The organism is Collinsella sp. AM18-10 (assembly GCF_003471585.1).
In the GTDB taxonomy this organism is placed as follows: domain Bacteria; phylum Actinomycetota; class Coriobacteriia; order Coriobacteriales; family Coriobacteriaceae; genus Collinsella.
On the sequence record NZ_QRJO01000013.1, the window covers coordinates 24,145 to 37,036 of the forward strand.

Consider the following 12,892-nt stretch of genomic DNA (forward strand, 5'->3'; position numbering starts at 1 on the left):
ATGCCTGAGTCTTCTGTCCGTCCCCGTCGCATCGTCGTTGGCGTTTCGGGCGCCAGCGGTGCCGCGCTGGGCCTTGAGTGCCTCAAGTGCCTGCGTCAGGCCGGTGCCGAGTCGGCACTTGTCGTCACCCGCGGGGGAGAGATCACCATCGAGCAGGAACTCGGCATGACGCTCGACGAGTTTGCCGCGCACGCCGATGTGGTCTACGACAACAAGAACATCGGCGCCGCCATCGCAAGCGGCACCTATCCGGTCGACGGCATGATCGTGGCGCCCTGCTCCATGAAGACCCTCGCCGGCATCGCGAGCGGCTACAGCGAAAACCTGTTGCTGCGCGCGGCCGACGTACAGATGAAAGAGCAACGCCGCCTGGTGCTCATGGTGCGCGAGACGCCCTTCAGCGCCATTCACGTCGACAACATGGCGCGCCTGGCGCGCGTATCGGGCGTCATGTTCATGCCGCCCATGCTCACGTTTTACAACGGCCCCGCCACGCTCGACGACGCGGTGCATCACATCGCCGCCAAGGCGCTCGAGGCCGTCGGCGTGTCATGTGCAAACTATAAGCGCTGGTCATAGGCGTCTTTAGGGTAGGATACGAGTAGTGTTTGAGCCCGCTGCCCCTGTGGGCGGCGGGCTTTGTGCGCAAAAAGGATGTGTCGGGAGGACCTATGCAGACGGGCATGTATGCGATTAGCGAGATGGCGAGTTTGTTTAACGTTTCGCGCCAAACGCTCATCTACTACGACAAGATCGGCCTGTTTAAGCCCGCGGTGGTTAACGAAAAGGGTTACCGTTTCTATTCGCCCACGCAGATCCCGCTCATGCGTCTGATTTGCATGCTGCGCGACCTGGGGCTCGAGCTCGACGAGATTGACCGTCTGACCTCAACGTTCGACATTGGTGAGATGACCGACCACCTGCGCTCGCGGGTGCAGGCGCTCGATGAGCAGATTGCCGGGCTCAGAGCCGAGCGCGCGAGTGTGCAGGAGCGCCTGAGCTTTTACGACGAGGCGGTTTACTGGCGCGAGCGCGAGGACAAGCCGGAGCTCAAGCAGTTCGAGCGCCGCTTCGTGGTCTTTGAGGAGTTCCCGGCCGATATCGAGCGTGGCCGCTCGATGCTGCACCCCACGCTCATGCGGGCAATCCTGCGCATGCGCACGTTGACGGGCACGCGCCCCATGCGCGGTTGGGGCGCCATGCTGCGTCGCGAGGCGCTGCATTCCGACGATCCCATCGCCGGCGCTGGCTCCTTTGCCGTGCTGCCGCGCGGTGCCGAGGAGCTGCTGCCGAGCGACGCTGCCGAGCTGGCAGAGATCGGCATCGAAGTGCTGCCCGAGGGCACATACCTGTGCATCAGCCGCTGGGGCATGCCGTACGAGCCCGAAGGCATCCGCGCCATTGTGGCCTGCATGGACGAGCACGCGCTCCAGCCCGTTGGCAACGCCTTCGACTTTTGCTACCTCGATACCACGAGCTATGACGAGTCCCACCAAGAGGACTTCTGCTGCATCCAAATCCCCGTCGCCCTTCAGATGTGACAAGGGGACAGTCCCTTTGTCACATCCACGCCCATTTCTTATAAACTTGCATTATTTGCAAGTTTCTAAGGTGGCATCTTATAAACTTGCAAATAATGCAAGTTTATAAGTTTTCATGTCTGGACGGGCGCTAGGGAGACTCTATGAACATCGTTCGCCGAAGCCGCTATCTTGATCGACTCATTGCTTTTCAGGATACCGACCTCATCAAAATCGTGACGGGTATACGCCGTTGCGGCAAATCCACGTTATTGGACATGATGAGGGAGCACCTGGCGCAACAGGGGGTGCCGGCCGAGCGTTTGCTGACCTTTAAGATGGAATCTCTAGAGTATGCGGGGATTACAGATTACCTGACGTTTTATCGCATGGTTCGGGAGCGCGTTGACGGTGTCGATCGCCCCTATCTGTTCTTTGACGAGCTCCAGAATGTCGAGGGCTGGGAAAAGGCGGTTAACTCGCTCCGAATCGATTTGCCGTGCGATATCTATGTCACGGGCTCCAATGCCTTTTTGCTATCGAGCGAGCTTGCAACGCTTATCTCGGGCCGGTATATCGAGGTCAAGATGCAGCCGCTCACGTTTGGCGAGTATCTTGATTTTCGCTCGATTGATGCGGTCGTCGCCGAAGGGCTTAGCGAGAGGGCCGAGCTCGTTTCCAAGACGGGCGATCGCCTTAATTCAAACACCGTGCTCGAGCAGTACATAACCTATGGCGGCATGCCGTTTCTGGCTCATGACGAGCCGAGACGCGAGGCGTGCCGCGACTACATCCGCAGCCTCTATCAGACGATTGTCGCGCGCGATATCCTATTGCGCGCGACGCGTAGAGGTCGCGGAGCTATCACCAAGCGCGACGTTCTCGAGCGGCTTTGTGCGTATCTGGCAGACAACATCTCCAATCGAACCTCGGTCAACAAAATCGTAGGGACGCTCAACGAATCGGCGGGCGGTAAGACCAACGCATCGACGGTGTCGGCGTATATTGACGCTCTGGAAGAGACGTACCTGTTTACCAAGGTAAAAAGGTATGACGTCAAGGGGCGGGAGCTTCTCAAGACAGGCGGTAAATATTACATAGCCGATACGGGAATCCGCAGCTATCTTGACGGATATAGAGGCAGCGATAGCGGAAGGATGCTCGAGAACGTTATCTACAACCAGCTTGTCTTTGAAGGATACGAAGTGTTTTGCGGCCATCTGCGCGCGGGGGAAATTGACTTTGTCGCAATCGGCGAGGGATCGGACCGTAAATATATCCAGGTTACCGAACGGATCGATGCCGAGGCGACCAGAGAGCGCGAGCTGCGACCGCTCAAACTAAACACGCTGGGAAAAATCCCTGATTCGTACGAGAAGATCCTGATCGTCAGGGATGGTGAGCATCCAACAGACATCGACGGCATCAGAATCGTAGGGGCGGTCGACTTCTTGCTGAGAAACAAGATCGCCCACGGCTAAACGCAAAATGTGACAAAGGGATAGTCCCTTTGTTACATTCCATGCGAGCCGCCGTGCCATCTGGGGGTATAAGGCTGGCAAGTGTTAATTTGCGAGGCTTAAGGGGCGCCCCGTATGGATATCGATAACTTTGAATGGTGGTATAGCGAGGGCGAGGCTCCGGACGAGGAGTGGGACGAGCCCGCGCCGCGTGACGTGTCGAGCGACGAGGACGAGACCGGCAACGATACCGCTGTCGAGCCTGAAGCCGCCTCCGATGCCGCCGAGCCCCTGACCTTTGAGCAGGCTTGGGCCCAAGCCGAGGCCGATGAGGCTAAGGCCGATGCCACGGCCACACTCGGTGAGCCGGCGGACATGTCCATCTCGCCGGCCAAGACCCCGCAGCCGCGCCATAACATCGACCCCGGCAGCACGGCATCCTTCAGCATACTCGACGTGCCCGCGCAGGGTGCCCAGGCGCCCGCCCCCACGCATCGCCCCAACCTGGCTCGCGAGGAAGACGCGGCCCGCCGCTCACCACTCGGCCCCATCCTCATCGCCTTCATGGCCGGCGTCATCGCTTGCTCGGCAATTGGAAACGTCTGGAGCCATGTTGAACAACAGCGCAAAGACGCCGCCAAGGTCGAGATGTCCGTCGAGCAATCGCTCAGCCGCACGCGCTCGGTGCATGTGTCGGTCGAGGTTAAGGACGGCGCGACGTGGGATACCGCGCGCGGCGATAGCCAAATGCTCGTCCATATCGTGGGCCGCACGCTCAGGGGACAAGCAATCGACGAGTATCAATACGTCAATTCCGAAGGTGACGGTATCGAGCTCAAGCCCGGCGACTACGAGCTCACGGTTGATGAGCCGCCCGTCGCCACCGACGGCACGCGTTACCGCGCCTCAAAGCGCATGGTTCCGGTGAGTTTTAATTCACGGGCGCCCGATACGGTCGATAGCACGCCGCAGGGCGGGTTTGACCTTTACGCTATTGCTCAATAACTGCGCCTGACGCTCAACCCCGCCGCCAAGAGTGGGACAATAGCCCTCGATACTGTTGTTTACTTTTGGAGGAAGTAGCATGTCCACCGTCACTACCATCAAGCGCGGTGGCCTCACCGCGGCCATCGATTCCATGGGTGCCCAGCTCACGAGCCTTGCCCTCGACGGCAACGAGTATCTGTGGCAGGGTGACCCTGCCTTTTGGGGCAAGCATGCGCCGATTCTGTTCCCCATCGTGGGATCGCTGCGCAACAACACGGCAGCGTCTGCGGCCGGCACCTGCGAGATGCCGCGCCACGGACTCGCGCGCATTGTCGAGCACAAGCTGGTCGAGGTCTCCGAGGACGGCTCGTCTGTCACCTACGAGATCACCGACACGCCCGAGTCGCTCAAGGCTTTCCCCTTCCACTTTAAGCTCAACATGACCTATGCCCTAACCGGCGACGCCACGCTCACGCAGACCTTTGCCGTCACCAACACCGGCGACGTGGACCTGCCGTTCTCGGTGGGCGGCCACCCTGCATTTAACGTGCCCGCCCCCGGTGCCGAGGACGAGACGTTCGAGGATTACGAGCTGGCATTTACCGAGGCTTGGACCAACGAGGCCCCCATCATCACGCCCGATGGCCTCATGACGTTCGAGGGCAGCTACAAGGCGCCCGATAACTCGGACGTGCTGCCCATCACGCACCGCAGCTTCGATAACGACGCCATCATGTTCACCGATACTCCGGGCTCAACGCTCACGCTGCGCGGTCGCAAGTCGGGCCACGGCGTCAAGATCGACTTTGAGGGCTTTAAGTACATTGGCGTGTGGTCTGCCGCCAACGACGCTCCGTTTGTGGCGCTCGAGCCCTGGACCGGTCATACCACCATGGACACCGAGGACGATGTCTTTGAGCACAAGGTCAACACCATTACGCTGGCCCCCGGCGCTACCGATAAACGTAGCTTTAGCGTAACCTTGCTCTAGAGGTTCCGCCGTTCTAACGAACGGCGGATCGGTCGACGTTGCGCGTCGCCCAGGGCGACAATTTGTCATTCAAAAGGCAGGGCATGACCAGAAGGTCTATGCCTTGCCTTTTTCATGCCAAGTGGTACATGGGGCAGGCTGCTTTGCGCCAATCGTCCTCGTGTGTCTATTAATTTTTCGCGCACATGCCGCGCTGCTGGTTGCGGGCGTATATCCTGTCTTATTGTCAGCAAAACGAAATTGGGAAGGCACCAGATGCAATCTCGACAACAGCGCGACGCGCATCCACAGCCGGTATGCAGCCGTCGCATCTTTTTGGGTAGCGCTCTCGCTGCGAGCGCTTCTGTCGTCGCCGGCGCGCTTGCCGGCTGCCAGCGCCCGTCCACGCTCAAGGTGGTCCAGACCACCACGGGCGGCGGTCGCGACGACCTATCCGATTCCGTGATCGGCAAGGACAAGATCCGTATTGGCATGGAGGCGGCCTACGCCCCATACAACTGGCAGGTCTCCGAGGCCAGCGAGTACACCATCCCCATCGACAACGTGCAGGGCGCTTACGCCGACGGCTACGACGTGCAGATCGCCAAGATTGTCTGCAAGGCCCTCGGCGGCGAGCCCGTTGCCGTCAAGCAGAGCTTCTCGGGCCTCATTGATTCGCTCAACAACGGCCAGATCGACCTTATCATCGCCGGCATGAGCGCCACGCCCGAGCGCGAGGAGTCCGTCGGCTTTTCCGATCCGTACTTTATCGGCTACTTTGGCCTGTTCGTAAAAGAGGGCTCGCCCTACCAAAACGCGACCAAGCTCAGTGACTTTAGCGGCGCCACGGTGCTCGGCCAAAAGGATACGATGCTCGATACCGTCATCGACGAGATCCCGGGCGTCGTTCACAAAAATCCGGTCGATTCGGTGCCCACGGTGTTCTCGAACCTGCTGCAGGGCACTTGTGACGCCGTGACCTACAACACCGAAAACGAGAAGGGCTATATGGCCCAAAACCCGGGCATCGTGCCCATTCGCTTTGCGGAGGGCGAGGGCTTTAAGCAGGAGGTCACGGCGAATGTCGGTTGCCGCAAGGGATCGGACAAACTGCTTAAGCTCATCGACAAGACGCTCAAGGGCATTAGCCAAGAGGAGCGCGACCAAATGTGGGACGCGTGCCTCGACCGTCAGCCGGCATAGGGAGGCAGCATGAAAACCATTAATCGCCTGGCCTCCTTTATCAAGGCCGACCACCGTTATGTATACCTGGGCACGAGCGTTATCGCGGCACTCGGCCTGGCGTTTAGCCAGCGCAACCCCACGCCGCTGAGCTTCTTGGCGCCTACGGGCGTGTTCCAAGACTGCCTCTGGGCAATCCTTTGGGCCTGGCTCGTCGTGTCGGCGGCGGCGCTCGTCACCAAACTCATGCACTGGAATGACTATCGCGAAACGTCGCCGTTTGCTTCCGAGCGCTTTCGTCGCAGCGCGCGCCAGGGCAGCTATGTCGTGGTCGCCATTGCGGCGATCTTCTTTATCGACCGTTGCGTCATGTCGTTTATCGACCTGGTGCGGGTGAGCATTGTCTCGGACTCCAACCCCAGCGACTTTTTGTCGAGTCTGGTCTACATGACCTACAAGAGCGGGGACTTCTTTATCCGCGGTATCGAGATCACCATCGCGCTTGCGACCTTCGGCACCGTCATCGCCTTTTTCCTGGCGCTGCTCTTTGTGTTCCTGCGCATTCAGACCTTCGACCGTGTGGACAACGATCTCACGCGCTTCTTCAAGAGCATCGGCCGCGGCTTTGCGACCATCTACTCCACCATCGTGCGCGGCACGCCCATGATGGTCCAGGGCCTGCTCATCTATTACGCGGGCTTCACCGTTTTGCGCGGCATGGGCTTCGAAACCGCCCAGGCCAACCAGATCTGGAGTACCTTCACCGCCGGCCTTGTCACCATCTCGCTCAACTCCACCGCCTACATGATGGAAGTTTTGCGTGGCGGCATCGAGTCCATCGACCCCGGCCAGGCCGAGGCAGCGCGCTCGCTGGGCCTGTCGCAGTGGCAGGCTATGCGCAAGGTCGTGTTCCCTCAGGGTATTAAAAACGCGATCCCGGCGCTCACCAACGAGCTCATCATCAACATCAAGGACTCGTCGGTGCTCTCGGTCATCGGCGTGTTCGACCTCATGTACGCCACCACCACCGTCGCCGGCGTGTACTACCGCCAGATGGAGGTCTACTGCGTGGCGCTCGTGGTCTACCTGATCCTGACGCTCGTGGCGAGCCGCCTGCTCGAAGCCTTTGGCAAAAAGCTCGGCGCCGAGGCCCCGGCAACGCTGCCCAGCTCCAATTAGGCTCAAGACGAGGAGAATCATCATGGCAGATACCGCCACTACCAGCACCACGGCCGCCGCACAGACCAATGGCCCGCTCATCCGCGTCGAGGGCCTGCGCAAGAGCTTCGGCTCGCTCGAGGTGCTCAAGGGCATCGACCTGTCCGTTAACCCCGGCGAGGTCGTCACCATCATCGGCGCCTCGGGCTCGGGCAAGTCGACCTTCCTGCGCTGCCTCAACCTGCTCGAGACCCCGGACGCGGGCCACATCTGGTTCCACGGCCAGGACCTTACGGCCGAGCGCTGCAACATTAACAAGCTGCGTGAGGACATCGGCATGGTGTTCCAGGGCTTTAACCTGTTCAACAACATGGATGTGCTCGACAACTGCACGCTTGCGCCCGTCACGCTCAAAAAGATGAGCAAGGCCGAGGCCGAGAAGGTCGCAATGGAGCATCTGACGAGTGTGGGGCTCGAAAAGTTCGCGCACGCCGCCGTGGGTCGCCTGTCCGGTGGCCAAAAGCAGCGCGTGGCCATCGCGCGCGCCCTGTGCATGAATCCGCAGATCATGCTGTTCGACGAGCCGACTTCGGCACTCGACCCCGAGATCGTGGGCGAGGTGCTCGAGGTCATGCGCAAGCTCGCTGCCGACGGCATGACCATGGTCGTCGTCACGCATGAGATGGCCTTTGCCCGAACCGTATCCGACCGCGTGGTCTTTATGGACAAGGGCGTGGTACTCGAGGACGCCGCGCCGGCCGAGCTCTTTGGCAACCCCAAACACCAGCGCACTCGTGAGTTCCTCTCTCGCTATCTCGAGGACAAATAACCGACCGCAAACGCTTACGTTGCAGGGCCGCTCCCGTGGGGCGGCCTTTGTCGTCACAATCGAAAGGATGTCATGGCCGAGGTTTGGCGCTTCTTTGCGCATGAGGACGATTTTGCCGATATAGACGAGGCCGGCGCGTGCGAGCGCTTGGGCCGCGTGCTGTCGTTTCCGACCATCTCGAGCATGGATGCCGAGGCGGTGGATTGGCAGCCCTTTGACGACCTGCGCGCGTATATGCAGCAGGCCTGGCCGCGCGTGTTTGCGGCGGGCGAGGTCGAGCTTATCGATCATTCGCTGCTGGTGACGCTTGGCGGTTCCGACCCCGCCCTCAAACCCGTCATGCTCATGGGCCACATGGACGTGGTCCCCGTGGTGCCGGATACCGAGGCCGACTGGACACATGCCCCCTTTAGCGGGCACGTGGACGACACCTACATCTGGGGCCGCGGCGCGATCGACATGAAAGACCAGGTCGCAGGCATTCTCGAGGCTGTCGAGTATGCGCTGGCGCACGGTTGGCAGCACGAGCGCACGCTGCTCCTGGCCTTTGGCCAGGACGAGGAGACTACGCAGTACGGAGCAGGCGCCATTGGCCGTGCGCTCAAGGGGCGCGGCATTGAGCTTGAGTACCTGATCGACGAGGGCGACTACCGCATCGTTCCGGCTGCCGAGTACAGCGCGGGCGAGGGTTGGCTCATGCACGCCGACCTGGCTGAGAAAGGTTATGCCGACATTGTGCTCAAGACAAAGAGCGCGGGCGGACATTCTTCCAACCCCTACGGCGGCACGTCGCTCGAGGTGCTCAGCCGTGCCATCACCGCAATCTGCGATATCGAGTGGCCGACGCGCGTGACCGATCCGCTTGCCGCCCAACTTGTCGAGTTGGGGCTCTACACGGCCGATGAAATTGCCGCCAACGGGGACGCCATTGTCCGTGATTGCCTCGCCAGCAAAAAGCTCTATCCGCTGGTGACGACTACCTGCGCGCCCACGCAGATCGAGGGCGGCAGCACCGGTGCCAACGTGATGCCACAGGACATGTGGGTCAATATCAACTTCCGCATGCTCGAGGGCACGGGCGTGGCCGATGTCGCTACTCGCTGCCGCGAGGCCGTTGCCGCGGCGGGCCTTGCCGGGCGCGTGGAGGTCGAACTCGGCCCCGGCAGCTCCGAGCCTTCGCCGTCTCCGCGTGTCGGCGGGCCGGGGCTCGAGGCCGTCCGTGCCATCGCCGCCCACTATTTCCGTGATCCAAAGGGGACGGAGGAAAATGGATCATCAGCGGCGGGCGGAGCTCCTATCGGCATTGTTCCCTCGACCGTGATTGGTGCCACCGATGCTGCCAACTACCAGCGCATTTGCTCTGAATGCATTCGTTTTTCGGCGTTTGTGGTCGACGATGACGAGTGCGACCGCGGCGTCCACGGCACCAACGAGCGCATTACCCGCCGTGCCTACCTCCAGGGCGTTCGCTTTTTCATCGCTCTGCTTCAAACGCTCTAGAATGTGACAAAGCGACAGTCCCTTTGTTAGCCGTTGGGGACGTTCTTAAACGACTAGTCGTAAAGGAACGTCCCTAACGGCTACGTCCGCTCATTCCGTGCGGGTTATATGCAGGTTTGTCTGCGCACGCTATCATGTATGGGTTAGACCGCAACTATGTACCTCATACGCGAAGGGATGCGCATGTATCTGAAGATCGACATGTTCTAGCTGGGCTTACCCCCGCAGTGGCGCCATGCGCCCCATCAACTCTGCCGATTTTCATCTTCACGCATATAAAGGAGTCCCGCCATGCGCGACAAGCTCGAAAAGATCATTAAGGCCTACGAGGAGCTCGAGAAGAAGCTTTCCGACCCGGCCGTCGCCTCCGACATCAAGGAGTTCACGCGTCTCAACAAGGAGTACGCGCACCAGTCCGACCTCATTGCTGCCTCGCGCGAGTACATCGGCGCGCTCGACGACATCGAGGCTGCTAAGGAAATGCTCCACGATACCACCGATGCCGATGAGAAGGAGATGCTCCAGATGGACATCTCCGAAAACGAGGCCAAGCTTCCCCAGCTCGAGGAAGATATCAAGTACATGCTCATCCCGAGCGACCCCAACGACGACAAGAACACCATCGTCGAGATCCGCTCCGCCGCCGGTGGCGACGAGGCGGCCATCTTCGCCGGCGACCTGTACAAGATGTATCAGCGCTTCTGCGAGTCGCGTGGCTGGAAGACCACCGTGCTCGATTCCAGCCCCAGCGAGGCCGGCGGCTTTAAGTCCATCGAGTTCAAGGTCGAGGGCGACCGCGTCTACTCCGTCATGAAGTTCGAGTCCGGCGTGCACCGTGTCCAGCGCGTTCCCAAGACCGAGTCCCAGGGCCGCATCCAGACCTCCACGGCAACCGTCGCCGTACTTCCCGAGGCCGAGGAGATTGACGTCCAGATCAACCAGTCCGACCTGCGCATCGACACCTACTGCGCCTCCGGCCCTGGCGGTCAGTGCGTTAACACTACCTACTCCGCCGTGCGCATCACCCACCTGCCCACCAACACCGTGGTGCAGTCGCAGGAGCAGCGTTCCCAGATCCAGAACCGCGAGGTCTGCATGCAGATGCTGCGTGCCCGTCTGTACGAGATGGAGCTCGAGAAGCAGCAGGCAGAGCTCGGTGCCGAGCGCCAGAGCCAGATCGGTCACGGCAACCGTTCCGAGAAGATCCGTACCTACAACCAGCCCCAGGACCGCGTGACCGATCACCGCATCGGTTTCAACTCCACCTACAACGGCGTCCTTCTGGGCGATCAGCTCGGCACCGTCATCGAGGCGCTCGCCGCCGCCGAGCGTGCCGAGAAGCTGGCACAGGCAGTTTAAGTTACGGCGTTTTACCAAACGCCGTAACGGCTCGACGCTGCAAACGCCCCTAAGCGGCAATCTGACGTTCAATTTCAAGGGCGCGACCAGAAGGTCAGCGCCCTTTCATTTCACGTCACCTTGCTCGCTTAGGGGCGTTTTCGCTGACTTATGCTCAACCTGCGGCGGAGCACTCATTGGGGACAGACTTAAATGAGTAGTCGTTGGGGACGTTCTTGAATGACTAGTCGTTTAAGAACGTCCCCAATGACTAGGTTGGGCACATTGCCTTGAGATGTTATTCAATCGGCTTTGATAGTTATTGAGCCGTTCACCTGCGCAAAGCAATGATCGGCATGCGTCTGTCGCCGAAAATATTGCTCGAAAAATCGTCCAAGAAGTCGCGGGGCCCTTTTTGGCGCGTCGCTCGTCAAGCGATGTGGCAAGTATTTGGTTAGATATTGGTCAGCTTACGGGCAACCTTGCCAAAAGCTTGACGAATGCAAATCTAGACGTCGACGAATGAACACTTTGAGCGAGCCTGGTGCAAAATTCTGGGCTGATTCTCGATAATCGCCTTTAATCGCCCCTTGCCAAGCGCTGGCCTCGCTTACAATCTGCTCCGACATTCGCGCGCCGTCCGGCGCTTAAGAGGGGAGGGCCCCATGGCAAACGAGATTTGGACCATCAAGCGTTGTCTCGAGTGGACCAAGGAGTACCTGGCCGAGCGCGGCGAGGAGCATCCCCGTCTTTCTGCCGAGTGGCTGCTGTGCGCGGCCACGGGCCTGGCGCGTATCGACTTGTATATGCGCATGGACGAGACGCTTAACGCAGCCCAGCTCGAGACCATGCACGCGGCCGTCGTTCGTCGCGCCAAAGGCGAGCCGCTGCAGTACATCACGGGCAGCACGCAGTTTCGCATGATCGACGTCGCGTGCGCCCCCGGCGTGCTCATCCCGCGCCCCGAGACCGAGATGCTCGTCGAGGAAGTCCTCAATTATCTGGATGCCGAGGTACTGAGCCCCGAGGCCGCTGCCCGTCAGCGTGTTGAGCTGCCTTGGAACGATGAGGTCGAGCAGGCCCGCAAAGCTGAGGCGGCGCTGGCCGACGAACGCGCGACCGCCGAGCGCCGTGCTGCCAACCTGACGGCCGCCGATGAGGCTGCGCTGGGTAGCGACGTGCTCGGTAGCCGCGCCTATGCCGAGGAGCTTGCCGATCGCGAGGCCGAGGAAGCCGCCGCGCAAGCAGCAGAAGCCGAAGCCGCAAAAGCCGCCGAGCCCGAGCTCGACGAATACGACATCGCCATCGAGGGTGCCGACCAGGAGACGGCTTTAGCTCAGGATACCGCTGCGCCTGCCCCAGCCGGGCCCTGCACTGCCCGCGTTCTCGAGGTCGGCTGCGGCACGGGCTGCATTTCGCTCTCCCTTGCCTGGGAGCGCCGCGGCCACGTTACCTGCACCGCCACCGATATCGAGTCGCGCGCCATCGATCTGGCCACCAAAAACCGCGACGCCCTCGGCCTCACGGCAGATGAGGTTGCCTTTAGCCTCACCAACCTGGTGAGTTCCATTCCCCGCGAAGAGTGGGGCACCTTTGATGTGCTCGTCTCCAACCCACCTTACATCCCGACCGACGTCATGCGCTCGCTGCCGCACGAGGTCAAGGACTTTGAGCCCGACCTGGCGCTCGAGGGCGGCGCCGACGGCCTCGATATCTTCCGCCGCCTGCTCAACGCGGCGCCTTACATGCTGCGCGCCGGCGGCCTGTTTGCCTGTGAGCTCTACGAGGGTACCCTCGATGCCGCGGCCGAGCTCTGTCGCCAGGCAGGCCTTTCGGACGTACGTATCGTCCATGACCTTACCGATCGCCCCCGCATCGTCCGAGCCATCGTCACCGAGCCCAAGCAGCGCCAGTAATATTTATTAACTGGTTAACAAAAATTATTAAT

At 60.7% G+C, this 12,892-nt stretch carries 11 protein-coding genes; all 11 read left to right on the forward strand.

All coding sequences use genetic code 11. The annotated features are described in order from the left end of the window. Entirely contained in the window at positions 1 to 579 is a 579-nt protein-coding gene (locus tag DW211_RS07870; protein WP_118260167.1) for a UbiX family flavin prenyltransferase, read from the forward strand. A gap of 92 nt (positions 580 to 671) precedes the next feature. Then, complete coding sequence (locus DW211_RS07875; protein ID WP_118260169.1) at positions 672 to 1,541, forward strand: MerR family transcriptional regulator; 870 nt, start codon at positions 672 to 674, stop codon at positions 1,539 to 1,541. A gap of 143 nt (positions 1,542 to 1,684) precedes the next feature. Continuing rightward, a complete protein-coding gene (locus tag DW211_RS07880; protein ID WP_233540979.1) occupies positions 1,685 to 3,001 on the forward strand; it encodes an ATP-binding protein in 1,317 nt (438 codons plus the stop codon). Positions 3,002 to 3,115: 114 nt separating this feature from the next. Next, positions 3,116 to 3,985, forward strand: a complete 870-nt coding sequence (locus DW211_RS07885) for a hypothetical protein (RefSeq protein ID WP_118260171.1) — start codon at positions 3,116 to 3,118, stop codon at positions 3,983 to 3,985. A gap of 79 nt (positions 3,986 to 4,064) precedes the next feature. Further along, positions 4,065 to 4,958: an aldose 1-epimerase family protein gene (locus DW211_RS07890; protein ID WP_118260173.1), complete on the forward strand. Its 894-nt coding sequence runs from the start codon at positions 4,065 to 4,067 to the stop codon at positions 4,956 to 4,958. 255 nt (positions 4,959 to 5,213) lie between these two features. Then, a complete protein-coding gene (locus tag DW211_RS07895) occupies positions 5,214 to 6,140 on the forward strand; it encodes a transporter substrate-binding domain-containing protein (protein WP_118260175.1) in 927 nt (308 codons plus the stop codon). Between the two features lie 9 nt (positions 6,141 to 6,149). Then, entirely contained in the window at positions 6,150 to 7,298 is a 1,149-nt protein-coding gene (locus DW211_RS07900; RefSeq protein ID WP_118094298.1) for an amino acid ABC transporter permease, read from the forward strand. Positions 7,299 to 7,320: 22 nt separating this feature from the next. After that, positions 7,321 to 8,106 (forward strand): amino acid ABC transporter ATP-binding protein, encoded by a 786-nt coding sequence (locus DW211_RS07905; RefSeq protein WP_118260176.1) that lies wholly within the window; start codon positions 7,321 to 7,323, stop codon positions 8,104 to 8,106. A 72-nt stretch (positions 8,107 to 8,178) separates the two neighbouring features. Continuing rightward, on the forward strand, positions 8,179 to 9,606 hold the full coding sequence (locus DW211_RS07910; protein ID WP_118260178.1) for a M20/M25/M40 family metallo-hydrolase: 1,428 nt from the start codon (positions 8,179 to 8,181) through the stop codon (positions 9,604 to 9,606). 291 nt (positions 9,607 to 9,897) lie between these two features. After that, positions 9,898 to 10,965, forward strand: coding sequence for a peptide chain release factor 1 (gene prfA / locus DW211_RS07915; protein ID WP_055252487.1), 1,068 nt, complete (start codon positions 9,898 to 9,900; stop codon positions 10,963 to 10,965). Positions 10,966 to 11,609: 644 nt separating this feature from the next. Next, entirely contained in the window at positions 11,610 to 12,860 is a 1,251-nt protein-coding gene (locus tag DW211_RS07920) for a HemK/PrmC family methyltransferase (RefSeq protein WP_118260180.1), read from the forward strand. The last annotated feature ends 32 nt before the right edge of the window (positions 12,861 to 12,892 follow it).

What these genes read in the sequence shown, in the direction of transcription:
- DW211_RS07870 (WP_118260167.1), top strand. Translation starts at nt 1, where the DNA reads ATGCCTGAGTCTTCTGTCCGTCCCCGTCGCATCGTCGTTGGCGTTTCG.
- DW211_RS07875 (WP_118260169.1), top strand. Translation starts at nt 672, where the DNA reads ATGCAGACGGGCATGTATGCGATTAGCGAGATGGCGAGTTTGTTTAAC.
- DW211_RS07880 (WP_233540979.1), top strand. Translation starts at nt 1,685, where the DNA reads ATGAACATCGTTCGCCGAAGCCGCTATCTTGATCGACTCATTGCTTTT.
- DW211_RS07885 (WP_118260171.1), top strand. Translation starts at nt 3,116, where the DNA reads ATGGATATCGATAACTTTGAATGGTGGTATAGCGAGGGCGAGGCTCCG.
- DW211_RS07890 (WP_118260173.1), top strand. Translation starts at nt 4,065, where the DNA reads ATGTCCACCGTCACTACCATCAAGCGCGGTGGCCTCACCGCGGCCATC.
- DW211_RS07895 (WP_118260175.1), top strand. Translation starts at nt 5,214, where the DNA reads ATGCAATCTCGACAACAGCGCGACGCGCATCCACAGCCGGTATGCAGC.
- DW211_RS07900 (WP_118094298.1), top strand. Translation starts at nt 6,150, where the DNA reads ATGAAAACCATTAATCGCCTGGCCTCCTTTATCAAGGCCGACCACCGT.
- DW211_RS07905 (WP_118260176.1), top strand. Translation starts at nt 7,321, where the DNA reads ATGGCAGATACCGCCACTACCAGCACCACGGCCGCCGCACAGACCAAT.
- DW211_RS07910 (WP_118260178.1), top strand. Translation starts at nt 8,179, where the DNA reads ATGGCCGAGGTTTGGCGCTTCTTTGCGCATGAGGACGATTTTGCCGAT.
- prfA (WP_055252487.1), top strand. Translation starts at nt 9,898, where the DNA reads ATGCGCGACAAGCTCGAAAAGATCATTAAGGCCTACGAGGAGCTCGAG.
- DW211_RS07920 (WP_118260180.1), top strand. Translation starts at nt 11,610, where the DNA reads ATGGCAAACGAGATTTGGACCATCAAGCGTTGTCTCGAGTGGACCAAG.